Source organism: Staphylococcus saccharolyticus (genome assembly GCF_900458815.1).
Lineage (GTDB): Bacteria > Bacillota > Bacilli > Staphylococcales > Staphylococcaceae > Staphylococcus > Staphylococcus saccharolyticus.
Genome location: NZ_UHDZ01000001.1, coordinates 1,275,296 through 1,301,791 on the forward strand (window position 1 = coordinate 1,275,296; position 26,496 = coordinate 1,301,791).

Genomic DNA, 26,496 nt, shown 5'->3' on the forward strand with positions numbered 1-26,496 from the left:
TAATTTATTCATTGTCTCTATTTGATAACTCAACACTACGATTGACAGCTGCACTTAAACAATCTTCAAACATAGATACAATATCATATTGTGATAATGCATCTAATCCTGCCTGAGTTGTTCCGCCTTTAGATGTAATATTCTTCCTTAATTGCGCCATACTTAAATCTGACCGTTCAATCATTTTACTAGTTCCTATAATTAAATTACGTATCGATTCTTCAACTTGATCTTGTTCCAAACCTAATTCTGTACCTGCTTTTACATATTATTCGAAAACATGATATAAAAATGCTGGACCGCTTCCTGTAATTGCTGTTACTTGATGTAAATGGTCTTCTGATACTTCAATAACAGAACCAAATGCGTGAATTAATTCATTCACTTCATCTTTTGATTTAGGTCCAAAATTATTAGAATAGCTAATTCTTGTAACTGAATGACCAACTTGCGCATTTGTATTTGGCATGATACGAGCTAATGGAGTATTAGTATTTAACTGTTGACGTATATAATCTATAGAAAGTCCTGCCACGATAGAAATAAAACGATTATCTTTAGTAATATAGTCTCTAATGCGGTCTGCTAAATCTTCAAAATCATGTGGCTTCGTACCTAAAAATACATAATCTGCATTTTTTAACAAAGCTTCATCATCATAGCTATAATTTACACCTAACGCATCAGCAAAGTTTTTTAAAGCCTACTCGTTAGATTTATTTGTTAAATAGATATCATTAGGATTTAGATTATTCGAATTAATAATTCCAGTAAAAATTGCTTGTGCCATATTTCCAGCACCATAGAATACAAGTTTCATATTAACGACATCACCCTCATTTTTGATTATTCAATTATATTCGCTTAAAGTTATAGTTATGTGTTATAACACATATCATAAATAAGTAATATTACACACTCGCATTAAAATTTTACGCTTATTTTTAAAGAAAAAGGAGTTCACTATGATTGGTAAACATTTTGTTGTTATAGGTGGCACAAGTGGATTAGGCTTAGCTATTGTTAATCAGTTACTAAAAAAAGATGCTCGAGTCACATTGCTCGTTAGAAATGTCGAAAAATTTAAACAACTTCATTTCACTTATTCAAACCTAAATCAGATAAATGTTCTTTATTGCGATTTACAAGTTAGAGAAGATATCAATCAAATCGCACCCATGATAAAAAAACCTATCGATGGTTTTATTTATAGTTCAGGCGGTGGCTATTTTAAATCTTTAGATAACCATACAAGTGATGAAGTGATAGAAACCTATAATGTTAACCTTTTGAGTTTTAACTTACTGTATAAGGTTTTGAAACCGCAGTTTGTTAAACGTGCACATGTGGTCGGAATTTCCAGTCAGGCAGCGTTTGTTACCCAAGCAAATGCAGCACATTACGGTGCATCTAAAGCTGCATTTACCGCAGTTTTAAATACTTTAAGACTTGAAGAACCATCTTTCAATGTCTTACTATACATCCAGGCCCTATTAGTAGACCATTTCATAAAAAGGCAGAACCAACTTTAACGTATTTTAATAAATATAAACACCTTATGATTCAACCAGAACAATTGGCTCAACAAATTGTTGAAGGTATACTTAAACATAAAATTGAAATTAATCAACCACAATGGATGTATCATATGCTTAAATTTTATCAACTTGTCCCAAGAACATTAGAAAGGTTGTTACCGAGGCTATTTAGAAATAAATCATTAGTGATTCTAAATAATTTAAGACTCATTGTTTTTATTACCTAAACTCATAATTTCTGTTTCTTCTTATTTATAGCTTATAGCAAGGTTAAAATTGACTTTTAATGAATATACGAATCCCCATTAAATAAGATTTATTTACTCATTTAATGGGGATATAACACTAAATTCATAATATATAATTATTTTAAGTGTTGATTATATTCTAAATTTTTCACTCTATCTCGTGCTGATTTAATCTGATCTAAGCTAATATCTGTATAATAATTTCGTACATTTTCTTCTAATTGTTCAACACTGCTTGCACCCGCTATAATTGAGCCCATTGCGTCGTGAGAAGTAAGGTATTTAAAAGTGAGGGCAGTTAAATTGCTTTCTAATTCTTTAATCGATGCTACCGTACTACCTAATTCATCATGTGTATAATCTAGAATCCCATCTTTAAATTTTTGGTCAAGAATATCAACACTATTTGAAGTTAATAACCCCTTAAATATAGGACCCCGAGCCAAGACCTTCACTTGTTGATCATGCACTCGATCTAACAAACACTCAGGTCTATTATCTATTAAATTGCGACATTAGTGTTTCAATTTGACTGTGTTTTAAATAATAATCTATGACGTTAGGGCGTATCGAAGAGATACCATATGCACGAATAAGACCTTCTTGTTTCAAATCATCAAATGCACTAATCGTTTCATCCAGAGGATCGTCAATTGTACCACCGTGTAGTTGATATAAATCAATATAGTCTAATGCTAAACGTTTTAACGATCCTTTAATTCCCTCTTTAATATGTTTCTTAGAAGGATCCCATGTAATGTTTCCAACGTCAGTTAGTCGATTACCAACTTTCGTACCGATTACGATATCATCACGATATTGATATTTTTTTAAAGCCTTTCCTATAATTTCTTCATTAATACCCTGATCATAAATATCTGCTGTATCAAAGTATGTAATACCATTCTCAATCGCACTTTCAATGATAGGCTGTGCTTTATTAAAGTCCGTACCTAAACTCATACAACCTAAACCAAGTTCAGAAATTTCGATACCACTTTTTAAAAAATTTTTTTGCATGTCTTGTCTCCTTTCGATACACTTTAACTGACGAATTTAGTTTATCAATTTATGAATATAAATCAAAGGAACGTGTTTATACTATGAGATTATTTGAAAAAACAATTGATAGAACAGTTATTTATAATGGCAAAATTATTGGTTTAGAAGTACACGATGTTGAATTACCCAATGGAAGTACATCTAAACGTGAACTTATTTACCATAATGGCGCAGTGGCTGTTTGTGCAGTTACACCTGAAAATGAAGTTCTTTTAGTGAAACAATTTAGAAAACCTATTGAAAAACCTTTGCTTGAAATTCCAGCAGGAAAACTTGAAAGTGGTGAAGACCGGATAAAGGCTGCTAAACGTGAATTACAAGAAGAAACAGGATATATCGCTTCAGACTTAGAGTTAATCACTGACATGTATGGATCTCCAGGATTTTCAAGCGAAAAGTTAACTATCTACTTTGCAAATCAGTTGACTGAAGGAGAAATGAATTTAGATGAAGACGAGTTTGTCGAACTACATAAATTACCAATTAAAGACGTTAAATCAATACTTGATAATAAAGAAATTGCAGATGCAAAAACAATACTTGCTTTACAACACCTATTATTAAATTATAATCATTTTAAATAAGTGTCAATTCTCCTTGCTTTTTATTGAGAATACTGATACTTTATTTAATGTATCATATATTAAATTAAAATGATTATAATTCTTAGTAGAGGAGTGAGGCTTCCGTGGAAGAACGTTTAAATCGCGTGAAGCAACAATTACAACAATCATCATATAAGTTAACTCCACAACGAGAGGCAACAGTTAGAGTCTTAATTGAAAATGAGAAGGATCATCTTAGTGCAGAGGATGTTTACCTAAAAGTAAAAGATAGAGCACCAGAAATTGGCTTAGCTACAGTATATAGAACATTAGAATTATTAGCAGAAATTAAAGTGCTCGATAAAATTAATTTTGGAGATGGTGTGGCTCGATTCGACTTAAGAAAAGAAGGAGCTAAACATTTTCATCATCACCTTGTATGTATGGAATGTGGTAAAGTTGAAGAAATAGAAGAAGACCTTTTACCAGAAGTTGAAAACCGTGTTGAGAATGAATTTAATTTTAAAATATTAGATCATCGTTTAACTTTTCACGGTGTATGTTCAGAATGCCAAACTAAAAAGAAAGGCTAATATCTTAAGTATAAAAGCATAATAAACAAGTATAAAAGAAGCCACCGCTTCAATAGAGGTGCTTACATGGATACGATTATAGAAGAATATTTAAACTTTATTCAAATAGAAAAAGGGTTGAGTAGTAATACTATTGGTGCTTACCGAAGAGACTTAAAAAAATATAAAGAATATTTAGAAGAGAGAAAAATATCACATATCGATTTTGTAGATAGACAATTAATTCAAGAATGTTTAGGACACCTCATTGATATGGGACAATCTTTTAAATCTCTTGCACGATTTATTTCAACAATTCGAAGTTTTCACCAATTTGCTTTGAGAGAAAAGTATGCTGCAAAAGATCCAACAGTTCTCATTGAAACGCCTAAATACGAAAAGAAATTACCTGATGTTCTAGAAGTAGAAGAAGTAATTCAATTATTAGAAACACCTGACTTGAACAAAAACAATGGCTATCGAGATCGTACGATGTTAGAACTTCTTTACGCAACAGGTATGCGTGTATCAGAAATCATCCATTTGGAAGTAGAAGATGTTAATATAATGATGGGATTCGTGAAAGTATTTGGTAAAGGGAGTAAAGAAAGAATCGTACCGCTTGGAGATACTGTTATAGAATATTTATCCATCTATATTGAAAATGTAAGACCACAATTACTAAAACAGACTGCGACAAAAGTGTTATTTCTTAATTTGCACGGCAAGCCACTGTCTCGTCAGAGTATTTGGAAAATGATTAAACAATATGGTATCAAAGCAAATATTAATAAAACTTTAACTCCTCATACATTAAGACACTCGTTTGCAACACATCTTTTAGAAAATGGTGCAGATTTACGGGCAGTACAAGAAATGTTAGGACATTCCGATATTTCTACAACACAATTATATACACATGTATCTAAATCTCAAATTAGGAAAATGTATAATCAATTTCATCCTAGAACATAAAATTTAATTACGATTAAAAAGACCTTTGCGTATATTTTTCAACATGAAGTCATATACTCATTGGTCTTTTAATGTATTATTGGACGTCTTCAGTTGATTTCGTCTTAAAGACTTCGCTCTTTCTCTTTCATGAATTACCGATGTACGATCTCTTTTCAGATGGTGATGAACAATATAAGGTTTGGAGACAATAAAAGGCGTAAACCGATAATCTGAATATACATGTTTAATTTGATCATTAAACATTTTATCTACAGGTAATTTCACAGGTATAAAAGTACGATTTTCTTTAATTGCCGCAATTTCACTTTTTATTAATTGCCGATAAACATCAATATTGAGATGCAATCGTTGACTTTCTTTTGCATGATGAATAATTTCTAAAGCCTTTTTAAGTGACTTTAATGCACCTTTTGTATTCCTCGCCGGTAATGATAATTCGCTGTTGTAAATAAAATTAAGCTAACTATAGCATCCCTTTTGGAAAAGTAGGCTGACCTTTCCAAGCTTCTTCTAAAATGTCGTGACATAAAAAATAATGTTGCTGTTTATGAAATTGATAATAAAAAGTTATTAAAAAATCTTCCATTCCATTTCACCCATATTTTAAAAGTTATATGCATTCATGCTATAATACTTTTGTGAAATATGCACTTGAGATGCAACATGATATTGAGGTAGATAAGATGTATGAAGTAAAACTTGATGCATTTAACGGTCCATTAGACTTGTTACTGCATCTAATCCAAAAATTTGAGATTGATATTTATGATATCCCAATGAAAGCTTTAACTGAACAATACATGCAATATGTTCATGCGATGAATCAACTTGAAATTAACATTGCAAGTGAGTATTTAGTCATGGCATCAGAATTATTAATGATAAAAAGTAAATTGTTACTACCTCAAACGAGTGTAGAAGATGATATTGAGGATGATCCTCGAGAAGATTTAGTGGGTCGATTAATTGAGTATCAAAACTATAAAGAATATACTAAAATTTTGAAAAATATGAAAGAAGAACGCGATCATTATTTCACAAAACACCCAACCGATTTATCTCATCTTGAAACTGATGAATCTTGGGATCCAAATCAAACGATTGAACTTACGGACCTCATCGTTGCATATCAAAGAGTAAAAAATAGAGTTGAACTCAATACATCTAAATCTGTAGAGATTAAAAAAGAAACATTTACGATTCGACAAGCTACAGAACAAGTCAATGAGCGTTTAAAAGACAATGAGTCGTTTAATTTCTTTAGTTTATTCACTTTTCATGAACCAGTTGAACAAGTAGTGACACACTTTTTAGCAATTTTAGAAATGTCTAAAGTAGGCATTGTTAACATTAGTCAACGAAACCAATTCGATGACATTGATATCATTAGAGGAGTGAATTACAACATTGGATAATCTCGAAATATTAGAAGCACTACTTTATACTTCTGGTGATGAAGGTTTAGATCAACAGCAAATCATTAATATTCTCGATATTAATGTAAAACAACTTGATTGTTTAATTGATTCTTATGAATCTCGTGGATTAGTTATTCAAAAATTTGGTACGACGATTGTTTTAACTACTAAAAAGGAAGCTTCATCATACATAGAACAATTAATTCAACAAAAATCAAAAATGAAGTTATCCCAAGCAGCAATGGAAACTCTCTCAATTATTGCTTATAATCAACCATTAACTCGTGGTGATATCGAAATGATTCGTGGTATTAATTCAGACGGAGCTGTTAAAACATTGATTGCAAGAGGCTTAGTAGAAGCTAAAGATGTTGATTATTCTAGAAGTCATCATCTTTTAACTACTGATTTATTTTTAAATGTATTTGGAATTACTAATTTAGATGAATTACCAACGACTGAAGAAGATGATGCAGAAATGGATGAATTCTTTAGTCTTTTAGTTAATCAAAAGGGAGATTCAAATGAGTAAAGAACAAGAAAGATTACAAAAGAGAATAGCTAATAGTGGCTACACGTCACGTCGTAAAGCTGAAGCGCTGATTTCTGAAGGTAAAGTTAAAGTTAATGGTAAAATTGTAATAGAACTTGGTACTAAAGTGAATCCATCAGATAACGTCGAGGTTGAAGGCATCAAAATAGAACAAGAAGATAAAATATATATTTTATTTTACAAACCTACTCAAGTCATTACTAGCGTCTCAGATGATCGTGGACGTAAAGTTGTGACAGACTATTTTGAAGATATTGAGGCACGAATTTATCCTGTAGGTCGGCTTGATTATGATACTTCAGGTGTTTTACTCTTAACTAATGATGGAGCATTTACTAACTTAATGACCCATCCACGTTATCATATTAAAAAGAAATATGTGGCAAAATTAAAAGGTTATTTAATGAGAGAAGAAGTTAAAGAATTAGAAAAGGGTATTGAACTAGAAGATGGATTTACACAACCAGCACAAGTAAAGATTAAAAAGCAAGATAAAGAGAAAAATACAACATTAGTTGAAATTACTATTAGTGAAGGAAGAAATAGACAGGTTCGACGAATGTTTGAGTATTTCGGGCATCAAGTCAATAAATTAACACGTATACAATTTGGCCCATTGGATTTAAAAGGTCTAAATGCAGGTGAAGGCCGAGTGCTAACACCTCATGAAGTAAAAACGTTGAGGCATATGGCAGAAAATGGTAAATAAACACTAAAAATATGTTTTTACCATTTATATTGATAATTTTTTCACAAGGTTTTATTTAAATAACACTCAATTTGTTTAACCTATGCTATAATAACAAATGGATTTTAACAGCATGTGTAGGAGGTATTAGAAAATATGGCTAACGAAATTTTAATCGTTGATGATGAAGATAGAATCAGAAGATTACTTAAATTATATCTAGAGAGAGAATCTTTTGAAATTCATGAAGCAAGCGATGGCAAGGAAGCTTATGAACTTGCTATGGAAAATAACTATGCGTGCATTCTTTTAGATTTAATGCTTCCTGAGATGGACGGCATCGAAGTAGCTTCTAAACTCAGAGAACATAAAGATACACCAATCATTATGTTAACGGCTAAAGGTGAAGAGACAAATCGCGTTGAAGGATTTGAATCTGGAGCTGACGATTATATAGTTAAACCATTTTCACCTAGAGAAGTCGTATTAAGAGTTAAAGCTTTATTAAGACGTACTCAAAGTGCAAACTCAGAACAAAGTGAACCACATGCACGTGATATCATTGAATTTAATCATTTAGTTATAGACAATGATGCACATAGAGTACTCGCTGATAACGAGCAAGTTAATTTAACGCCTAAAGAATATGAATTACTTATTTATTTAGCTAAAACACCTAATAAAGTGTTTGATCGTGAACAATTACTTAAAGAAGTTTGGCACTATGAATTTTATGGTGACTTGCGTACTGTTGATACGCACGTAAAACGGTTAAGAGAAAAACTTAATCGAGTATCAAACGACGCTGCTCAAATGATACAAACTGTTTGGGGCGTGGGCTACAAATTTGAGGTTAAAGCTAGCGATGAACCGACTAAATAGTGTCGTTATAAAACTGTGGTTAACTATTATTTTAATAGTGGCGACAGTTTTAATTTTATTAAGTGTATCTTTAATTACATTTATTCAATATTATTTTACGAAAGAAACGGAAAATTCCATTAAAGAAGATGCCAAAAGAATTAGTTCACTTGTAGAGGAATCTAAAAACAAATCCCTTGCTATTCAAAATAGCCAAACACTTATTGACAATCAAGGCGGACTTATTATTATGAGCGATATGGACGACAAACCAGATTCATCATATAAAAATACTAAAATTCAAATGTTTAATGAAATTAAAAAAAGCAGTAAATTTAAAAAGATATTTGACAAAGGTGAATATGAAACTCAAAACGTCACTATTAAAACTAATAATAATTCCCAATCTTATATACTTTTGGGTTATCCAATGAAAGCTCAAAAAGATTCTCATAGTAAATATAGTAGTGTTTTTATCTTTAAAGATTTAAAATCTATCGAAGATACTAATAATGTCATTACTATTATCATACTAATTACAGCTATAATTTTTATTACGGCAAGTACGATTTTCGCGTTCTTTTTATCCAACAAAATCACTAAACCTTTGAGACAATTAAAGACTCAAGCTCAAAAAGTCTCTGAAGGTGATTATAGCCAAATTTCATCCGTTACAACTAATGATGAAATAGGCGACTTATCGCGTGCTTTCAATAATATGAACTACGAAATTCAAGAACATATTGAGGCACTTTCTTCCTCAAAAAATATCAGAGATACATTGTTAAATTCTATGGTAGAAGGTGTCTTAGGTATCAACAACCAAAAAGAAATTATTTTATCTAATAAAATGGCTGATGATATTATTCAACATATTGATGATTTTTCAAAAGAATCCATCGAGCAACAAATTGAAGCTACATTTAAGTCTAAGGAAACCGAATTTTTAGAACTAGAAATAAATACAAGATATTATGTATTTATTTCTAGTTATATCGGCCGTATTCAGCCTAACGGAAGAAGCGGTATCGTAATGATTATCCGTGATATGACAAATGAACACAATTTAGATCAAATGAAAAAAGACTTTATAGCGAATGTATCTCATGATCTGCGCACACCCATTTCATTATTACAAGGTTATACTGAGTCTATTGTAGACGGTATTGTCACTGAACCAGATGAAATTCGTGATTCATTAGCTATCGTACTAGATGAATCCAAACGTCTAAATCGCCTGGTTAATGAATTGTTAAATGTTGCCCGAATGGATGCTGAAGGTTTATCTGTTGAAAAGGAAATTTTACCTATACATCCATTACTTGATAAAATGAAATCTAAGTACCGAATGCAAGGAGAGGATCTCGGCTTAGCCATGAATTTCGATCCTGGAAATGAAGAGCAACTATGGGAATATGATATAGATAGAATGGATCAGGTATTAACTAATTTAATTGATAATGCCTCCAGGTATACTCAATCAGGAGATACTATATCTGTTACTACAGAAACTGATTCAGAATACAACATACTTTATATTAGTGATACTGGTACTGGTATTGCTCCTGAACACCTACAACAAGTATTTGACCGTTTTTATAAAGTTGATGCTGCACGTAAGCGCGGTAAACAAGGAACTGGTTTAGGTCTCTTCATCTGTAAGATGATTATCGAAGAACATGGCGGTTCAATAGAAGTGGAAAGTGAATTAGGTAGAGGAACTACATTCATAATTAAATTACCTAAACCTAAGTTAGAAAATTAATAAAATATCAATAAAAAACAGGATGAATTCATCATAACGTATTCATCCTGTTTTTTAGTAATATTAAGCAGAGTAATTGAGTTTACTACGTTAATCGTGTAAAATAAATTTTAAATAAAATCATTACAAATTCATCTTCGAGGTAGGGTGCAATTCCCAACCGGCAGTAATTAAAGCCTGCGACGATATACGAATGTAAATTTCATACGTATTTCTTGATTCAGTGAGAGTCTGAAGCCGACAGTATAGTCTGGATGGGAGAAGATGGAGGTCTTTTGTTGTGCAAATTTCCTCCTTTTCTGAACAAGATGAATGAAAGGAGAAAATTGAATATATGCAACAAAATAAACGCCTTATGACTACTAGTATGTTAAGTGCGGTCGCGTTCGTGTTGACTTTTATCAAATTTCCACTACCATTTTTGCCACCGTATTTAACACTTGACTTTAGTGATGTTCCAACTTTACTTGCTACTTTTATCTTAGGACCTATAGCAGGTGTCATTGTTACTCTCATTAAAAATATTTTGAATTTCTTATTTAACATGAGTGATCCTGTAGGACCCGTAGCAAATTTCTTAGCAGGTATGAGTTTCTTATTATCTGCATATTTTGTTTATAAAAACAAAAAATCCACGCAAGCAATGATTTATGGATTAATTATTGGAACAATTGTAATGACCATTGTACTAAGTATCTTAAATTATTTCGTTTTATTACCTTTATATGGCATGATTTTTAATTTAGGAGATGTACTTAAAAATATAAAAATAGTCATTGTTTCAGGTGTAATTCCGTTCAATATCATCAAAGGTATTGTCATCTCAATTATTTTCGTACTTTTATATCGTAGATTAAAAAGTATATTAAAATAAATAAACACTCTCAATCCCAAAGTTCATCAACCAAGAGTATTGGGAGTGTTTGTTTCACTAAATGTATAATGCTATATTACATATTTAAATACATTTATCATTAAAAAGAATTGAGACTAGGCATTGTCTCAATTCTATACATTATTCAAATTTAAGAGCGTCACCATCAAATGGTTCTTCTTCAATTTTAATCGAATCAGTTGGACAACCTTCTAGTGCATCTTCCATATCTTCATATAACTCTTCAGGCACTTCAGCAGTCCCTTGGTTATCATCAAGGATTACGTATGCAATACCTTCATCGTCGTAATCGTAAATATCTGGAGCAGCTGCACCACACGCACCGCATGCTATACAAGTATCCATATCAACGATTGTATATTTAGCCATTTTCATTCGCCTCCTTTAATAAAAATGCTACACTAGTATTGCAAATACAATTGTAATTATCGACAATTTACATTTCAATATATTCGTTTCATAGAGTGAGGGTTTAATTTGTATCATATATTATCATATGCCATCAATCATGCATTTAACTATAAAACAAATAAAAGCATTTATAATATTTTAATAGGCAAGAAATCACATCAAACGTTTTTCGATGCTTCAAGCCAGCAACTTTTGTCATTATATCATAGTTTGCCCAACTTAAAGTATGCAACTTTTGAGCAATTTATACTCCAAAAGGATGATTTTAACAATCAATTTCCAATAAAAACTCATCCACGTTATACATATGATAGTTTTGCTCAAACTTTCAGTTGCATTCAATTGCTCATTCAAACTTTATCAAACATACGTAAAGGTACATTTAAATTTATTCCAGTCGTACAAAACACTTTCATTCAAAAAAAAGTTAAGCATCTCTATGCTTCAGTTAAAAAAACAAATTTAGAAGGTGCGCTAATTGAAGAAGTTTATAAGCTGTTTGATGCTTTAGATACAAATAGCGAACATAGTTATCTTCACTATTATTTACAGGGTTACGAAGAGCCTATGTATACACGCCAACAAATTAGTTTGATAGAAGGAATTAAACAGTCTGAACTTTATGAATTAGAGATGAATCAACTCATAGATGTCGTAAATGAAATAGAGGATAAATCTAAATATCCAATTTTATCACAAACGATTATCTTACCGCCTTTACTCAATCAAACATACATAAGTTACCAAAAGTTATCTTCAGGTATCAATATGAAAGATATTTCAAATCTTCAAAACGTTAAATTAAATACTATTGAAGACCACATACTAGAAATTTTTATAAAAGGATATTCAAATCATTATTATTCCTATATAGAGGAATCTTGGCTGCAACTATTTAAAAATTATTATCTTAATCATAAGGGTGAACGATTAAGAGTCTATAAAGATAATTTTGAGAACTTGTCTTATTTTCAAATCAAGTTAGCAATTGTCGGAATAGAACGAGGTGAGTTAAATGCTCAATGATAAGCTAAAACAGTGGTTTGGGTTTGATACTTTTAAAGATGGACAAGAGGAAATTATTCAAAGCGTTATTGATGGTCATCATACATTAGGTATTTTACCCACAGGCAGTGGTAAAAGTTTATGTTATCAACTTCCAACATACATTTTAGAAAAACCGACTTTAGTGATTTCACCGTTAATTTCATTGATGGATGATCAAGTGATGCAAATGAAATTAAATGGTGAAAATCATGTAACTTATGTACATTCAGGAATGGATGAAGTTGAAAAAAATAATAATATCAAACGCATTCCCCACAGTCGTTTTATTTATTTAAGTCCTGAATATTTATTACAATCTCAAAATTTCAAGTTAATCTCAAACATCGATTTCGGTTTAATCGTATTGGACGAAGCACATTGTTTATCAGAGTGGGGGTATGATTTTAGACCACATTATGCTCTAGTAGGTAAAGTGATTGACCATTATAGAAACGCAACGGCTCTCGCTTTAACTGCCACCGCACCACCGCATTTAGAAGAAGATTTATCCGATATTCTAAATGTAAAGCTTAATGTAATAAAGAAAAGTATGAATAGAGACAATATCAACTTACAGCATATGAATTTTAGTGATGATAATGAAAAAATTGATTGGCTCATTCCTTTTCTCACATACTCTGGTCCTACAATTATATATGTATCATCAAAAAAGAGATGCTTAGAATTAGCAAGGCTCATATACGAAGCGGGATTTTTAACAGGAATTTATCATAGCGATTTAAGTTATCAAGAACGACAGACAGTACAACAACAATTTTTGAATAATGATATACCGGTCATTGTTGCTACAAGTGCCTTTGGAATGGGCATTAATAAAAAAGATATATGTACAGTCATTCATTTTCATTTATCTTCAAGCCCATCAAACTATTTGCAAGAAATTGGTCGCGCTGGTCGTGATAGCATTCAAAGTCAAGCAATTAGTTTGTATCAACCAGATGATAGGTTTATTTTGGAAACATTGTTATTTACCGATATGATTACAGACGAAGATATTTCCATGTTTGAACTCGGAAACTTTTTACCACCTGATAAGAAAGATATTTTGCAAACCCTATATTCCAGATTTAACATTGCAAAATTAAGAGATATTTTTAAAAAGTCTTATCATCGTAAACGAATGGGCTACACTAGAATGATAGGTTATACTAGTTTAGATCAATGCCGGCGTCAGTATTTACTTGAGTTTTTTGGTGAATATCCAATTAAACCAAAACAATGTTGTGATAAAGATACACAACTTGAACAAATCAAAATATTTAATCATAAAAAGGTGAAACGTCAACTTACTTATAAAGAAAAGCTTCAAAATTTATTTGAAGTCTAGCTATCGCTTTACTTAAAGATTTTTAACAAGCTATAATCAATATGTAAACCCAACTTAAAAGTGCTAAATAATTTTAAAATTAATACATATTTACACATTTCGAGGGTATATAAAATATTAAGTTATTAAAAATTTAAAAAATAGAAAGGATGATGCTTGTGTCTAACAATAATTTTAAAGATGATTTTGAAAAGAATCGTCAATCAATCGATCCAGAAGAGCATAATAAACACTTAAATGAAGAACAAGAAACAAATGAAAATAATAATGATGTAGAGGATAAATCTAACCAACATTTCCCACCTAGAAATGCACAACGTCGTAAAAGACGAAGAGACACCGCTACAAACCAAAACAAGCATCACGAAGATAATCAAGCACAACGCGATGATAAATCAAGAGAACATGAAGGTTCTTTAGATGACCGTTATGACGAATCTCAACTACATAATAATAATTATCATGATTTAAATCATGATAATCATAAACATCACCAAAGTCATTCACAGGATGATAGAATGTCAACTGGTGAAGATGCTACGATTGCAGGCGGAGCTGCTAGTGCTGGCTCTCAACACTCAACTGAAGCTAATCAAGGGCAACGTAGACCGGGACCTAAAACTGATAACATACAATATGATGATAGTAATAAAAACAATGGCAGTCAAAAATGTTTACATCAAGATGAAATTATCAAAGATTCACAACAACCATCAGAATCTCATGATTTACGAGACAACAATTCCAAATCTAACAAAGGTAAGAAAGTGGCAGGTGCGGCTGGTATAGCTAAACATCATCACGATAAAAAGGACAATCAGCAAGATGCGCATCAACGAAAAGAAGACCATCATAATCATGATAAAAAATCAGATAAAAGTAAAAAAGCTACAGCTGTAGGTACAGGTGTTGCAGGTGCGGCGAGCGCTGCTGGTGTAGCTAAACATGAGCACAATAAACATAAAAATTCTAATCAACACAATCATAGAAATTTAAATCGTGATGAACATGACTATAATCATAGAAGCAATGATAATAACGATAAGAAAAAAGACGGATTAATGAAGATTTTGCTACCTCTCATTGCAGCAATTCTTATTCTCGGAGCAATTGCAATTTTTGGTGGTATGGTGCTTAATAATCATCATAATAGCCAGAACGATGAAAACAAAGTATCTGATCAAAGTAAAAAAGACTCAGATAAAAAGAATAATGAAAAAGATAAATCTACTAGCGATAAAAATAAAGATAAACAATCTTCTTCTGATAAAAACGAATCAAAAGACTCTAATGCTAATAACACTAATAGTGGAACAACAAGTAATGATACAAATGGTGGCGACTCTACAACTAACGCTAACCAAAACAACACAACAAATAACCAAGGTCAATATAACCAACAAAACAATGGTAATGCTAACCAAAATACAAATGGTCAACAAAGAAATCAAGGACAACAATCACATATAGTCAATGGTCAAGAAAACTTATATCGCATCGCCATCCAATACTATGGAGCAGGAACTCAAGCTAATGTAGACAAAATCAAACAAGCAAATGGATTAAGTAGTAATAATATTCATGATGGACAAACATTAGTAATTCCACAACAATAAGTTTAATTAAGACTGATTTTATTAAATGCCTCAGATGGATGACTATATATCCGTCCTGAGGCATTTTTGTATAACAATAAATCTCATATAACCATTAAATACTTTTCACTTAGCTAAAAGACGTAATAACTGATATAATAATTTGGTGATTAAAGGAGGGTAAATCATGCAAAGAATAGAAAGCATAATTATTGGTGGTGGTCCATGCGGTTTAAGTGCAGCTATTGAACAAAAAAAGAAAGGCATAGAAACACTAGTTATAGAAAAGGGAAATGTAGTTGAATCTATCTATAATTATCCGACACACCAAACATTCTTTTCTTCAAGTGATAAATTAAGTATTGGAGATATTCCGTTTATAGTTGAAGAAAGTAAACCAAAAAGAAATCAAGCACTCGTTTACTATAGAGAAGTGGTCAAACATCATCAACTTAACATCCATCCATTCGAAGAAGTTTTGACAGTGAAAAAAATAGATAATAAATTTACTATTACTACCACTAAAAATGTTTATGAATGTAAATATCTAACAGTTGCTACAGGTTATTATGGTCAACATAATACACTCGAAGTTGATGGTGCTGAATTACCAAAAGTATTCCATTACTTTAAAGAAGCACATCCATATTTCAATCAAAATGTGGTTATCATTGGAGGTAAAAACTCTGCAGTAGATGCTGCTTTAGAATTAGAAAAAGTTGGTGCTAATGTTACTGTTTTATACCGTGGAGAAAGATATCCTAAAGCAATAAAACCATGGATATTACCCAATTTCGAATCATTAGTAAATCATGAAAAAATAATTATGGAGTTCAATGCTAATGTGACCCAAATTACTGAGGATACCGTAACTTATGAAAAGAACGGTCGTACCATTAAGATTGCTAATGATTACGTATTTGCAATGATTGGTTATCATCCTGATTATGATTTCTTAAATTCTATGGGTATTGAAATTAATACTAATGAATATGGAACTGCACCTGTATATAATAGAGAAACTTACGAAACAAATATAGAAAATTGTTACATTGCCGGAGTTATTGCGGCGGGAAATGATGCTAATACCATTTTCATTGAAAATGGTAAATACCATGGGGGTATTATTACTCAAAGTATTCTTAGAAAAAAACAAACACCACTTGAATCTTAATATTTAATGTAAATAAAAGAGTAGCTTGCTTAAAACCGATTTTTAATGAGATTTTAATACTGTCCCTAATACTGTATTAGAGAAACAGGCTCTTAAACAACATTATTCGAATAAAATTTCGTTTTTGTTCTAAGCCTTATCAACCAATCTTATTAGCCTAAGTAAGCTACACTTTTTTTATTACTCAAAGTACTCTTTTAATTGCTGGTGTGTCATATGTTGACTTAGGCCTACAAGTAATTTCAGTCTTGCTTTTGGTCCATTTAAACCATTTGAGAAGATAACTCCGTCATCAAATAAAGCTGCGCCTCCACCTTCATATGCATAAACCGGGCTAACAATTCCATTAAAGGATCTTGAAACTAATACAATAGGGATTCCTTTATCAAGACATTGCTTGAGTCCACTTAAACAAGTCATAGGCAAGTTCCCTTGGCCTAAAGCCTCAACAACTAATCCATCTATATTTTGTTGTGCGTAAAATTCAAAAAGATCACTTTCCATACCCATATAAGCTTTAATTAGTGGAACACGTAACTGTTCATCTATATCTCGAAAAGCGATTTGACGATAGGGATGATGATGAAATTGAACTCTCTCATTAGTTAGTACGCCAAGAGATCCATGATTGGGACTTTGGAACGTATTAATATTCGACGTGTGTACGACCAGTGTGAATTTCATCATTGAAAACCACCATCACTCCTTTTTGAGATGCATCTTTAGATGAAGCAACTCTAATAGCAGAGATAAAGTTATATAAGCCATCAGACCCAATTTCATTTGATGACCTCATCGCACCTGTGATAACAACAGGTTCATTAATATCTAGTAATAAATCTAATAAAAATACAGTCTCTTCTAAAGTATCTGTTCCATGCGTAATCACATATCCATCGTATCTATGTGTGTGAGCGCGTTGATTAATCTTATCTCTAAGTTTTATTACATTTTTTATCGTCATACATGGAGACGGAACATTTAACAAATTTATTTCATCGACATTAGGCATATTGCTTAATAATATCTTGATGTTGTGAAATTGGATTTTCTTTATTAGTAATCACTTTATTCAAGGAATCTTGAGACATACTCATTGTTCCACCAGTATGTATAACAAGGAGTTGTTTCATTGACTTTCCTCCTATTAATTTTTTACTTTTTTATGATAAAATAATATTTATAAAATAACAAGGAAGGATATTGAATAATGAGTTCAATCAATATTGCATTAGACGGTCCTGCTGCTGCCGGGAAAAGCACAATAGCTAAACAAGTAGCAAGTCGTCTATCTATGATATATGTAGATACAGGAGCCATGTATCGTGCCATTACATATAAATATCTTCAAAATGGCAAACCAGAAAACTTTAATGAGTTAATCAATAACACTTCATTAGAACTCACTTATGATGAACAAAAGGGGCAACGCATATTATTAGATGAGCAAGATATTACTGATTATTTAAGAGAAAATGATGTTACAAACAACGTGTCTTACGTCGCTTCTAAAGAGCCTGTTCGTTCATTTGCGGTTAAGCTTCAAAAAAAATTAGCTGCTAAAAAAGGGATTGTGATGGATGGTAGAGATATTGGGACCGTTGTTTTGCCTAATGCTGAACTAAAAGTATACATGATTGCATCAGTAAAAGAACGTGCAGAACGCAGACAAAAGGAAAACGAATTACGTGGCATTGATTCTAATTTAGAACAACTTAAACAAGAAATTGAAGCACGCGATCATTACGATATGAATCGCGACATTTCTCCATTAAGAAAAGCTAATGATGCATCTACTTTAGACACGACAGGTAAATCCATTGAAGAAGTAACACAAGAAATTTTAGATATGGTTAATCAAATTAAATAACGACTGTAATATAGATGAAGACTACACTGTAGTATAAGCGGTTTATGCTTACAATAGTAGTCTTTTTTACGAGCATATCATTTTAACTAGCTAATAAAACTTTATATAATTATTATGAAAAATAAGTTTCACTTCTGCGATTAGTTACAAACTATATTTTTTCTAAATTATAATTAAACATTTCTTAATAATTAATTAACGTCGTTTATAGTAATATAATTGATAGTTACTTTTTTGCTATAATGTAACTAAAACTGTTTCATTTTACTATATGAATTTGACTTTGACAGATTTATAATCTTATAAAAACAAAGCTCATTTATAGACGTGCTTGAAAGTAGAATCTCTTGACAATTCTACGAATTTATAAGATGTTATAATTATGTAGTGTATAAGGAGGCATACAAGATGACTGAAGAATTCAATGAATCAGTGATTAATGATATTAAAGAAGGTGACAAAGTCACTGGAGATGTTCAACAAGTTGAAGATAAACAAGTTGTTGTGCATATTAATGGGGATAAATTTAATGGAATCATCCCGATTAGTCAACTTTCAACGCATCATATTGAAAACCCAAGTGAAGTAGTTAAAGTTGGGGATGAAGTTGAAGCTTATGTGACTAAAATTGAGTTCGATGAAGAGAACGACTCAGGCGCATACATTTTATCTAAAAGACAACTTGAAACTGAAAAATCATATGAATACTTACAAGAAAAACTTGATAACGATGAAGTGATTGAAGCTGAAGTTACTGAAGTAGTTAAAGGCGGTTTAGTCGTAGATGTTGGTCAAAGAGGTTTCGTACCAGCTTCACTAATTTCAACTGATTTCATTGAAGATTTCTCTGTATTTGATGGACAAACAATCCGCATTAAAGTGGAAGAGTTAGATCCTGAAAACAATAGAGTCATTTTAAGCCGTAAAGCTGTAGAACAAGCAGAAAATGATGTTAAAAAAGCATCATTATTAGAATCTTTATCTGAAGGCGACATTATTGAAGGTAAAGTTGCTCGCTTAACAAACTTTGGCGCATTTATCGATATTGGAGGCGTGGATGGTCTCGTCCACGTATCAGAATTATCACACGAACATGTCCAATCACCTGAGGAAGTTGTTTCAGTAGGTGATGTAGTTAAAGTTAAAGTTAAATCAGTAGAAAAAGATTCTGAACGTATTTCATTATCTATTAAAGATACGTTACCAACACCTTTTGAAAATATCAAAGGTAAATTCCACGAAAATGATATAATCGAAGGTACTGTTGTACGTTTAGCAAATTTTGGTGCCTTTGTAGAAATCGCACCTGCAGTTCAAGGTTTAGTTCACATATCAGAAATCGACCACAAACATATTGGTTCTCCTAATGAAGTATTAGAACCTGGTCAACAAGTTAACGTTAAAATCTTAAGTATAGATGAAGATAACGAAAGAATTTCATTATCAATTAAAGCCATTTTACCTAAAGAAGATGTGATTGAGAGTGATGCATCTACAACTCAATCTTATCTTGATGATAACGATGAAGACAATCCTACACTAGGTGATGTTTTCGGCGATAAATTTAAAGATCTTAAGTTCTAATAATTTCAATATAATCATTCTTTATTGTTAATAAACTCACTCCAATTAAGTCATAGATCTATTCAACAGTTCTTTGTTAACTTATTGGAGTTTTTATTTTCAATTGAATTTAAATAAACATCTTATAAGAATGTAATTAAACATATTGAGGTTTTGAATAAGCGTATTCATGTGATAAAATTATGTAGATGAAAAAAGAGAGGAAGTTACCCTATGACTAAACCTATAGTTGCAATTGTAGGAAAACCTAATGTCGGTAAATCTACAATTTTTAATAGAGTTGTCGGCGAACGTGTGTCAATCGTAGAAAATACACCAGGCGTTACTCGCGATCGTATCTATTCATCAGGTGAATGGTTAACACATGAATTTAATATCATAGACACGGGTGGTATTGAGATTGGCGATGCACCTTTTCAAACTCAAATTCGTGCGCAAGCTGAAATAGCAATTGATGAAGCTGACGTCATCATTTTTATGGTAAATGTTAGAGAAGGTCTTACACAGAGTGATGAAATGGTTGCACAAATGCTGTATAAATCTAAAAAACCTGTTGTTTTAGCAGTTAATAAAGTAGATAACCTTGAAATGTGTAATGATATTTATGATTTTTATTCTCTTGGATTTGGTGACCCATATCCTATTTCAGGATCACATGGATTAGGACTTGGTGATTTATTAGACGCTGTTGTTAATCATTTCGGTGATGAAATTGAAGACCCTTACGACGAAGATACAATTAGACTTTCCATTATAGGGAGACCAAATGTTGGTAAATCAAGCTTAGTTAATGCAATTCTAGGTGAAGACAGAGTAATTGTATCTAATGTCGCCGGAACTACGAGGGATGCTGTAGATACTGAATATTCATATGAAGGACAAGATTATGTATTAATTGATACTGCTGGAATGCGTAAAAAAGGTAAAGTATACGAATCTACTGAAAAATATTCGATTCTACGCGCTTTAAAAGCAATAGAACGCTCCAATGTAGTTCTAGTTGTTATCGATGCAGGACAAGGTATTATTGAACAAGATAAGCGCGTAGCTGGTTATGCACACGAAGAGGGTAAAGCAATTGTAATTGTCGTCAACAAATGGGATACAGTAGATAAAGATAGTAAAACTATGAAAAAATTCACAGAGGATGTTAGAAATGAATTTCAATTTTTAGATTATGCACAAATTGCATTTGTTTCAGCTAAAGAAAGTTTACGTTTAAAAACTTTATTCCCATATATTAATGAGGCAAGTGAAAATCATAAAAAACGTGTACAAAGTTCAACTTTAAACGAAGTTATAACTGATGCGATTTCTATGAATCCTACACCTACAGATAAAGGTCGACGTTTAAATGTATTCTATACAACACAAGTTGCCATCGAACCTCCAACATTTGTAGTATTTGTAAATGATGTTGAATTAATGCATTTTTCTTATAAAAGATATTTAGAAAATCAAATAAGAAACGCATTTGGTTTCGAAGGTACACCTGTTCATATCATTCCAAGAAAAAGAAATTAAAACAAAGGGGATAAAAAATGACTAAAATCACAGTTTTTGGCATGGGTAGTTTCGGTACTGCACTTGCAAACGTACTAGCTCAAAATGGTCACAATGTTCTCATGTGGGGTAAAAATGAGGATAGCGTGGAAGAGTTAAACACCCATCATATGAATAAAAATTATTTAAAAGAAGCTAAACTAGAATCTTCAATTAGGGCGACTTCTGATTTAAAAGAAGCAACGCATTATTCAGATATTTACTTGATGGCTTTGCCAACTAAAGCAATGAGAGAAGTAGCTTCTAATATTGATAAAATTATTAATTCAAAGAAAACATTTATCCATGTAGCTAAGGGTATTGAAAATGAAACATTTAAACGTGTTTCTGAAATGATTGAAGATTCAATATCATCTGAACATAATGCGGGAATTGGAATATTGTCAGGTCCAAGCCATGCAGAAGAGGTAGTCATTAAACAACCTACTACAGTTGCTGCATCATCTAAAGATGAACAAATCAGCAAACTGATTCAAGATTTATTTATGAATGACTATTTAAGAGTTTATACTAATAATGACTTAGTAGGTGTGGAACTAGGTGGGGCTCTTAAAAATATTATTGCTATAGCAAGTGGTATCGTAGCTGGCATGGGATACGGTGATAACGCTAAAGCCGCATTAATGACTCGTGGGTTAGCTGAAATCAGTCGTTTAGGCGACAAATTAGGTGCAGATCCAATGACTTTCCTAGGACTCGGAGGTATTGGAGACTTAATTGTTACATGTACGTCTACCCATTCCAGAAACCACACATTAGGATATAAATTAGGACAAGGTAAAACAATGGATGAAGCTTTAGGTGAAATGAAAATGGTCGTTGAAGGTATTTATACAACAAAATCAGTTTACTATTTAGCTCAACAAGAAAGTGTAGATATGCCTATTACAAATACTTTATATCGAGTTCTATTTGAAGATGTGCCTGTTAAAAACAGTGTCAGAGAATTGATGGACAGGGATAAAAAAGCGGAATAATTAGTGTATTTTTACTCATTAGGTGAAAATGTTAAACTTTTCGTCATAAAACGCGTAAAATCAACGTTTTGATTGCATAAATCGTTGCGATGACAGTTATCAGTGTGTTAAAGTCAAATCATAATGATATTAATTATATCATTATAAAACCTCAGGAGGTGAATTCATAATGAATAAAACTGATTTAATTAATGCAGTTGCAGAACAAGCTGACTTAACTAAAAAAGAAGCTGGTTCAGCAGTAGATGCTGTTTTTGAATCAATCCAAAAATCACTTGCTAAAGGTGAAAAAGTACAATTAATCGGTTTCGGTAACTTCGAAGTACGTGAACGTGCTGCTCGTAAAGGTCGTAATCCTCAAACAGGAAAGGAAATTGATATTCCTGCAAGTAAAGTACCAGCATTCAAAGCTGGTAAAGCATTAAAAGATGCTGTTAAATAATTTTACTTAAAAAAGCCCCTCGAGGGCTTTTTCTTGTTCTTATGTATGAGTCACAAGACTCAAATATTATTAAAGACTAGTGATTTTAAAACTCACACTACGCGTTACTTATACATACATTTAAAATCATAACTACAAATTAAAGTATTACAACGTCAAAGATGCAATATCTTAATTTTAATTACATATTATATTTTTAAAGGCAAATTTTAAATCTATATCATCAATGTTATTGATATTTACTCTAAAAGACCAACTTCAATAGATTTTATTTTTTTACATATAATGTTAATATTGTTTGTGATAATAAAGTGAGGTGTGAACATGGAAAAGACAATAAGCAAATTGAACAAACATATAAGATATATACTTAAGGGCATCAACAATTATGAATCTATTCAATTAAATATATCTTTAGGGAATTTATTAGATTCATATTCTATTCCAGACAAAGTTAAACTTGCTTGCCTCACAATTGATACTTCAATGCGCCACTTGGATGCTATTGGTGATAATCATTTATCCAAAAAAGCTATTTTGATAGGAGATTTATTAAGTGCTCATTTTTATACTTTGCTAGCAGAAATTAATGATCCTACTTATCAATTATCAATGAGTAAAGCTATAGTGAAAATGAATGAGATAAAATCTTCACTTAATCAATCAAATCTTTCTGACGATGAAATTAAGGATGCTATTGTAAATATAGAAGTACTCTTTCCATTCATCACAATTTCACATTTTGGAAAATCATTAAATAAACTACATTTATTTAACGAACTAACTTCTACTTATCAAAATTATCATCCTGAATATCTAGAGAATTTTAGTAAAGATAAAATAAATCAATTTTTAAAAGAAATAAATCAAAGCTATATAAAAAGAAGAGGTAATGACAATGGCTGAAAATCAAGCAAAAAAAGAACAAGTACATACAGTATTTCAAAATATTTCTCAAAAATATGATCGCTTAAATAATATTATTAGCTTTGAGCAACATAAAGTATGGAGAAAACATGTAATGAAAACTATGAACGTCCAAGAAGGGAATAAAGCTTTAGATGTGTGTTGTGGCACTGCAGATTGGACAATCGCATTAAGTGAGGCTGTCGGTACTAATGGAGAAGTCATTGGTTTGGACTTTAGTGAAAATATGCTTGAAGTTGGTAAACAAAAAACAGCCTCATTAAATAATCTCAAACTTGTTCATGGTGATGCGATGAATTTACCTTTTGAAGATAATACGTTTGATTACGTGACTGTTGGTTTCGGACTTAGAAATGTCCCTGATTATTTAGCTGCTCTTAAAGAGATGAATCGTGTGTTGAAAACAGGTGGTATGGTAGTTTGTTTAGAAACGAGTCAGCCTACTTTACCGATTTTCAAACAAGTGTACAGTTTATACTTTAAATTTGTAATGCCAATTTTTGGTAAAATGTTTGCTAAATCTAAAGAGGAATATGAGTGGTTACAGCAATCAACATTTAACTTCCCTGATAAAAAGACTCTAAAAAGATTATTCTTCGAAGCAGAATTTAATGATATTACAGTTTGTAGCTTTACAGGTGGCGTTGCTGCAATGCACCTTGGCTATAAAGAAAATGATTATTCTACCAAAGGTGATTAACGTGGCAAAGTTAAACATTAATAATGAAATAAAAAAAGTAGAAAAACGTCTTGAAAAAGCAATTAAAAGTACTGATCAAACACTTGAAGACGCTTCCTTTCATTTGCTTTCTTCAGGGGGAAAAAGAGTGAGACCGGTGTTTGTTATCTTAAGTAGTCAATTCGGTACCAATAAAAACACTTCTGAAAATACTTATCGCGTCGCAGTTGCTTTAGAACTTATCCACATGGCAACCTTAGTGCATGATGATGTTATTGATAAAAGTGACAAACGACGTGGACGCCTTACAATATCAAAAAAGTGGAATCAAAATACAGCCATTTTGACTGGTAATTTTCTATTAGCATTAGGTCTAGAACATTTATCTGAAATTAATGATCACCGAATACATACTACAATTTCTAAATCTATTGTAGATGTTTGTAGAGGGGAACTCTTTCAATTTCAAGACCAATTTAATAGTAAACAAAATATTATCAATTACCTACGACGTATTAATCGTAAAACAGCATTATTAATTCAATTATCTACACAAGTCGGTGCCATCACATCCAATGCTTCAAATGAGGTTATTCGCAAATTAAAAATGATTGGCCATTATATCGGTATGAGTTTCCAAATTATAGATGATGTTTTAGATTTCACTAGTTCTGAAAAGAAATTAGGCAAACCTGTAGGTAGTGATTTAATGAATGGGCATATTACTTTGCCAGTACTTCTTGAAATGAGAAAAGATACTAATTTCAAACAAAAAATCTCACAATTAAGCCCTAATAGTTCTATGCAAGCATTTGAAGAGTGTATACAAATTATTAGAAATTCACAAAGTATTGAACAATCTAAGGCAATAAGTGAGAAATATTTAAACAAAGCACTCACACTTATCAATGAATTAGAAGATAGTCCTAATAAAGAATTATTTAGAAAGTTAATTAAAAAAATGGGCAGTAGAAATAAATAACATGAATGCTAAGTGTTGAAAGCGCTTCATTATCCTGTTACCATGATAAGTAACAGGATATTTAAATACCTTGTTAAATAGGTAACAGTACCTATACATAGCTATGGAAATTGAATGAAACATACTCATAGGGGGACACACATAGTGGAACGCACATTTTTAATGATTAAACCAGATGCTGTACAAAGAAATCTTATTGGAGAAATTGTTACTCGAATTGAAAAGAAAGGTCTAAAACTTGTTGGTGGCAAACTCATGCAAGTACCTAAAGAATTAGCTGAAAAGCACTACAGTGAACATGAAGGTAAACCTTTCTATGATAAACTCATTTCGTTTATTACATCTGCGCCAGTGTTTGCCATGGTAGTTGAAGGAGAAAATGCAGTAGCAGTTTCTCGTCATATCATTGGATGTACTAATCCTTCTGAGGCTGCTCCAGGTACAATTAGAGGTGACCTAGGATTAACATTAGGTCTTAATATTATTCACGGTTCTGATTCTGTTGAATCAGCACAACGAGAAGTTAAATTATGGTTTAATAGTAATGAAATTGCTGATTATTCAGCACCTAGAGAAGATTGGTTATACGAATAATAAAAAAACTTTTAAAGAATTTCATTTTATCCTTTAAGAACTGACTTAATGACATGTTAAGCTAGTTCTTTTTAGTTATAGTATTTGAATTTATCAATGATTTAAAAAGTTAAGTTTCTAACTTTAGTATTCGATTTAAATCATTTTTTAATATATCTTAGTTGAAGTTACATACTTATG

Annotated in this window: 23 protein-coding genes, 5 pseudogenes and 1 riboswitch; of the genes and pseudogenes, 23 read left to right on the forward strand and 5 right to left on the reverse strand. The window is 31.6% G+C overall.

Annotation, left to right across the window (positions count from 1 at the left end; all coding sequences use genetic code 11):
* Nucleotides 1–4: 4 nt before the first annotated feature.
* Nucleotides 5–820 (reverse strand): annotated as a pseudogene (gene proC, locus DYE57_RS06285) (pyrroline-5-carboxylate reductase).
* 145 nt (nucleotides 821–965) lie between these two features.
* Here proC and DYE57_RS06290 point away from each other — a divergent pair.
* A pseudogene (locus DYE57_RS06290) lies at nucleotides 966–1,765 on the forward strand (SDR family NAD(P)-dependent oxidoreductase).
* 137 nt (nucleotides 1,766–1,902) lie between these two features.
* Here DYE57_RS06290 and DYE57_RS06295 read toward each other — a convergent pair.
* Nucleotides 1,903–2,806, reverse strand: a pseudogene (locus tag DYE57_RS06295) (aldo/keto reductase).
* 83 nt (nucleotides 2,807–2,889) lie between these two features.
* Between DYE57_RS06295 and DYE57_RS06300 the strand changes: the two are divergent.
* The 3 genes from DYE57_RS06300 (at nucleotide 2,890) to xerD (ending at nucleotide 4,940) form a co-directional block, all read left to right on the forward strand.
* Nucleotides 2,890–3,432 (forward strand): NUDIX hydrolase, encoded by a 543-nt coding sequence (locus tag DYE57_RS06300; RefSeq protein ID WP_115313309.1) that lies wholly within the window; start codon nucleotides 2,890–2,892, stop codon nucleotides 3,430–3,432.
* A gap of 104 nt (nucleotides 3,433–3,536) precedes the next feature.
* Nucleotides 3,537–3,986: a ferric iron uptake transcriptional regulator gene (gene fur / locus DYE57_RS06305; RefSeq protein ID WP_115313310.1), complete on the forward strand. Its 450-nt coding sequence runs from the start codon at nucleotides 3,537–3,539 to the stop codon at nucleotides 3,984–3,986.
* A gap of 66 nt (nucleotides 3,987–4,052) precedes the next feature.
* A complete protein-coding gene (gene xerD, locus DYE57_RS06310) occupies nucleotides 4,053–4,940 on the forward strand; it encodes a site-specific tyrosine recombinase XerD (RefSeq protein ID WP_115313311.1) in 888 nt (295 codons plus the stop codon).
* Between the two features lie 57 nt (nucleotides 4,941–4,997).
* Here xerD and DYE57_RS06315 read toward each other — a convergent pair.
* A pseudogene (locus DYE57_RS06315) lies at nucleotides 4,998–5,529 on the reverse strand (DUF309 domain-containing protein).
* Between the two features lie 97 nt (nucleotides 5,530–5,626).
* Here DYE57_RS06315 and DYE57_RS06320 point away from each other — a divergent pair.
* The 6 genes from DYE57_RS06320 to DYE57_RS06345 all read left to right on the forward strand — a co-directional run bounded on the left by DYE57_RS06320 (nucleotide 5,627) and on the right by DYE57_RS06345 (nucleotide 11,102).
* Entirely contained in the window at nucleotides 5,627–6,358 is a 732-nt protein-coding gene (locus DYE57_RS06320; protein WP_165417876.1) for a segregation and condensation protein A, read from the forward strand.
* Nucleotides 6,351–6,893, forward strand: coding sequence for an SMC-Scp complex subunit ScpB (scpB, locus tag DYE57_RS06325; protein WP_115313313.1), 543 nt, complete (start codon nucleotides 6,351–6,353; stop codon nucleotides 6,891–6,893). The genes DYE57_RS06320 and scpB overlap by 8 nt, the downstream gene beginning before the upstream one ends.
* On the forward strand, nucleotides 6,886–7,623 hold the full coding sequence (locus DYE57_RS06330; protein WP_115313314.1) for a pseudouridine synthase: 738 nt from the start codon (nucleotides 6,886–6,888) through the stop codon (nucleotides 7,621–7,623). The genes scpB and DYE57_RS06330 overlap by 8 nt, the downstream gene beginning before the upstream one ends.
* Nucleotides 7,624–7,758: 135 nt before the next feature.
* Nucleotides 7,759–8,484, forward strand: a complete 726-nt coding sequence (locus DYE57_RS06335) for a response regulator transcription factor (protein ID WP_115313315.1) — start codon at nucleotides 7,759–7,761, stop codon at nucleotides 8,482–8,484.
* Entirely contained in the window at nucleotides 8,468–10,228 is a 1,761-nt protein-coding gene (locus tag DYE57_RS06340; RefSeq protein ID WP_115313316.1) for an ATP-binding protein, read from the forward strand. Before DYE57_RS06335 ends, DYE57_RS06340 begins: the two co-directional genes overlap by 17 nt.
* Nucleotides 10,229–10,357: 129 nt before the next feature.
* Nucleotides 10,358–10,498: riboswitch (FMN riboswitch) on the forward strand.
* A gap of 64 nt (nucleotides 10,499–10,562) precedes the next feature.
* Entirely contained in the window at nucleotides 10,563–11,102 is a 540-nt protein-coding gene (locus DYE57_RS06345; RefSeq protein WP_115313317.1) for an ECF transporter S component, read from the forward strand.
* A 141-nt stretch (nucleotides 11,103–11,243) separates the two neighbouring features.
* On the opposite strand, the gene DYE57_RS06350 is transcribed toward DYE57_RS06345, so the two are convergent.
* Nucleotides 11,244–11,492 carry a ferredoxin gene (locus DYE57_RS06350; RefSeq protein WP_017637952.1) on the reverse strand — a complete coding sequence of 83 codons (249 nt, stop codon included), beginning with the start codon at nucleotides 11,490–11,492 and terminating at the stop codon, nucleotides 11,244–11,246.
* A 108-nt stretch (nucleotides 11,493–11,600) separates the two neighbouring features.
* On the opposite strand from DYE57_RS06350, the gene DYE57_RS06355 reads away from it, so the two are divergent.
* From DYE57_RS06355 to ypdA, 4 genes are all read left to right on the forward strand, one after another.
* Nucleotides 11,601–12,560: a YpbB family protein gene (locus tag DYE57_RS06355; protein WP_115313318.1), complete on the forward strand. Its 960-nt coding sequence runs from the start codon at nucleotides 11,601–11,603 to the stop codon at nucleotides 12,558–12,560.
* Entirely contained in the window at nucleotides 12,550–13,929 is a 1,380-nt protein-coding gene (locus tag DYE57_RS06360) for a RecQ family ATP-dependent DNA helicase (RefSeq protein ID WP_115313319.1), read from the forward strand. Before DYE57_RS06355 ends, DYE57_RS06360 begins: the two co-directional genes overlap by 11 nt.
* A 158-nt stretch (nucleotides 13,930–14,087) precedes the next feature.
* The gene (gene ebpS, locus DYE57_RS06365; RefSeq protein ID WP_115313320.1) at nucleotides 14,088–15,545 is read left to right on the forward strand and encodes an elastin-binding protein EbpS; all 1,458 of its coding nucleotides are present in this window, start codon (nucleotides 14,088–14,090) and stop codon (nucleotides 15,543–15,545) included.
* 166 nt (nucleotides 15,546–15,711) lie between these two features.
* Nucleotides 15,712–16,698 (forward strand): bacillithiol disulfide reductase YpdA, encoded by a 987-nt coding sequence (gene ypdA / locus DYE57_RS06370; protein WP_115313321.1) that lies wholly within the window; start codon nucleotides 15,712–15,714, stop codon nucleotides 16,696–16,698.
* A gap of 180 nt (nucleotides 16,699–16,878) precedes the next feature.
* On the opposite strand, the pseudogene DYE57_RS06375 reads toward ypdA, so the two are convergent.
* A pseudogene (locus DYE57_RS06375) lies at nucleotides 16,879–17,831 on the reverse strand (asparaginase).
* A gap of 77 nt (nucleotides 17,832–17,908) precedes the next feature.
* Here DYE57_RS06375 and cmk point away from each other — a divergent pair.
* From cmk to ndk, 9 genes are all read left to right on the forward strand, one after another.
* Nucleotides 17,909–18,568: a (d)CMP kinase gene (cmk, locus tag DYE57_RS06380; protein ID WP_115313322.1), complete on the forward strand. Its 660-nt coding sequence runs from the start codon at nucleotides 17,909–17,911 to the stop codon at nucleotides 18,566–18,568.
* Nucleotides 18,569–18,976: 408 nt separating this feature from the next.
* Nucleotides 18,977–20,152 (forward strand): 30S ribosomal protein S1, encoded by a 1,176-nt coding sequence (rpsA, locus tag DYE57_RS06385; RefSeq protein ID WP_115313323.1) that lies wholly within the window; start codon nucleotides 18,977–18,979, stop codon nucleotides 20,150–20,152.
* Nucleotides 20,153–20,365: 213 nt separating this feature from the next.
* Nucleotides 20,366–21,676 carry a ribosome biogenesis GTPase Der gene (der, locus tag DYE57_RS06390; RefSeq protein ID WP_115313324.1) on the forward strand — a complete coding sequence of 437 codons (1,311 nt, stop codon included), beginning with the start codon at nucleotides 20,366–20,368 and terminating at the stop codon, nucleotides 21,674–21,676.
* A 17-nt stretch (nucleotides 21,677–21,693) separates the two neighbouring features.
* Nucleotides 21,694–22,692: an NAD(P)H-dependent glycerol-3-phosphate dehydrogenase gene (locus DYE57_RS06395; RefSeq protein WP_115313325.1), complete on the forward strand. Its 999-nt coding sequence runs from the start codon at nucleotides 21,694–21,696 to the stop codon at nucleotides 22,690–22,692.
* Nucleotides 22,693–22,861: 169 nt separating this feature from the next.
* Nucleotides 22,862–23,134 carry an HU family DNA-binding protein gene (locus tag DYE57_RS06400; RefSeq protein WP_002433931.1) on the forward strand — a complete coding sequence of 91 codons (273 nt, stop codon included), beginning with the start codon at nucleotides 22,862–22,864 and terminating at the stop codon, nucleotides 23,132–23,134.
* Between the two features lie 324 nt (nucleotides 23,135–23,458).
* On the forward strand, nucleotides 23,459–24,040 hold the full coding sequence (locus DYE57_RS06405) for a heptaprenyl pyrophosphate synthase subunit A (RefSeq protein WP_115313326.1): 582 nt from the start codon (nucleotides 23,459–23,461) through the stop codon (nucleotides 24,038–24,040).
* Complete coding sequence (locus tag DYE57_RS06410; protein ID WP_115313327.1) at nucleotides 24,033–24,761, forward strand: demethylmenaquinone methyltransferase; 729 nt, start codon at nucleotides 24,033–24,035, stop codon at nucleotides 24,759–24,761. The genes DYE57_RS06405 and DYE57_RS06410 overlap by 8 nt, the downstream gene beginning before the upstream one ends.
* Nucleotide 24,762: 1 nt before the next feature.
* Entirely contained in the window at nucleotides 24,763–25,722 is a 960-nt protein-coding gene (locus tag DYE57_RS06415; RefSeq protein ID WP_185802535.1) for a polyprenyl synthetase family protein, read from the forward strand.
* 144 nt (nucleotides 25,723–25,866) lie between these two features.
* Nucleotides 25,867–26,316, forward strand: a complete 450-nt coding sequence (gene ndk, locus DYE57_RS06420; RefSeq protein ID WP_165417875.1) for a nucleoside-diphosphate kinase — start codon at nucleotides 25,867–25,869, stop codon at nucleotides 26,314–26,316.
* Nucleotides 26,317–26,496: the final 180 nt, after the last annotated feature.

What these genes read in the sequence shown, in the direction of transcription:
- DYE57_RS06300 (WP_115313309.1), top strand. Translation starts at nt 2,890, where the DNA reads ATGAGATTATTTGAAAAAACAATTGATAGAACAGTTATTTATAATGGC.
- xerD (WP_115313311.1), top strand. Translation starts at nt 4,053, where the DNA reads ATGGATACGATTATAGAAGAATATTTAAACTTTATTCAAATAGAAAAA.
- DYE57_RS06320 (WP_165417876.1), top strand. Translation starts at nt 5,627, where the DNA reads ATGTATGAAGTAAAACTTGATGCATTTAACGGTCCATTAGACTTGTTA.
- DYE57_RS06330 (WP_115313314.1), top strand. Translation starts at nt 6,886, where the DNA reads ATGAGTAAAGAACAAGAAAGATTACAAAAGAGAATAGCTAATAGTGGC.
- DYE57_RS06335 (WP_115313315.1), top strand. Translation starts at nt 7,759, where the DNA reads ATGGCTAACGAAATTTTAATCGTTGATGATGAAGATAGAATCAGAAGA.
- DYE57_RS06340 (WP_115313316.1), top strand. Translation starts at nt 8,468, where the DNA reads ATGAACCGACTAAATAGTGTCGTTATAAAACTGTGGTTAACTATTATT.
- DYE57_RS06345 (WP_115313317.1), top strand. Translation starts at nt 10,563, where the DNA reads ATGCAACAAAATAAACGCCTTATGACTACTAGTATGTTAAGTGCGGTC.
- DYE57_RS06350 (WP_017637952.1), bottom strand. Translation starts at nt 11,492, where the DNA reads ATGGCTAAATATACAATCGTTGATATGGATACTTGTATAGCATGCGGT.
- DYE57_RS06360 (WP_115313319.1), top strand. Translation starts at nt 12,550, where the DNA reads ATGCTCAATGATAAGCTAAAACAGTGGTTTGGGTTTGATACTTTTAAA.
- ypdA (WP_115313321.1), top strand. Translation starts at nt 15,712, where the DNA reads ATGCAAAGAATAGAAAGCATAATTATTGGTGGTGGTCCATGCGGTTTA.
- cmk (WP_115313322.1), top strand. Translation starts at nt 17,909, where the DNA reads ATGAGTTCAATCAATATTGCATTAGACGGTCCTGCTGCTGCCGGGAAA.
- rpsA (WP_115313323.1), top strand. Translation starts at nt 18,977, where the DNA reads ATGACTGAAGAATTCAATGAATCAGTGATTAATGATATTAAAGAAGGT.
- der (WP_115313324.1), top strand. Translation starts at nt 20,366, where the DNA reads ATGACTAAACCTATAGTTGCAATTGTAGGAAAACCTAATGTCGGTAAA.
- DYE57_RS06395 (WP_115313325.1), top strand. Translation starts at nt 21,694, where the DNA reads ATGACTAAAATCACAGTTTTTGGCATGGGTAGTTTCGGTACTGCACTT.
- DYE57_RS06400 (WP_002433931.1), top strand. Translation starts at nt 22,862, where the DNA reads ATGAATAAAACTGATTTAATTAATGCAGTTGCAGAACAAGCTGACTTA.
- DYE57_RS06405 (WP_115313326.1), top strand. Translation starts at nt 23,459, where the DNA reads ATGGAAAAGACAATAAGCAAATTGAACAAACATATAAGATATATACTT.
- DYE57_RS06410 (WP_115313327.1), top strand. Translation starts at nt 24,033, where the DNA reads ATGGCTGAAAATCAAGCAAAAAAAGAACAAGTACATACAGTATTTCAA.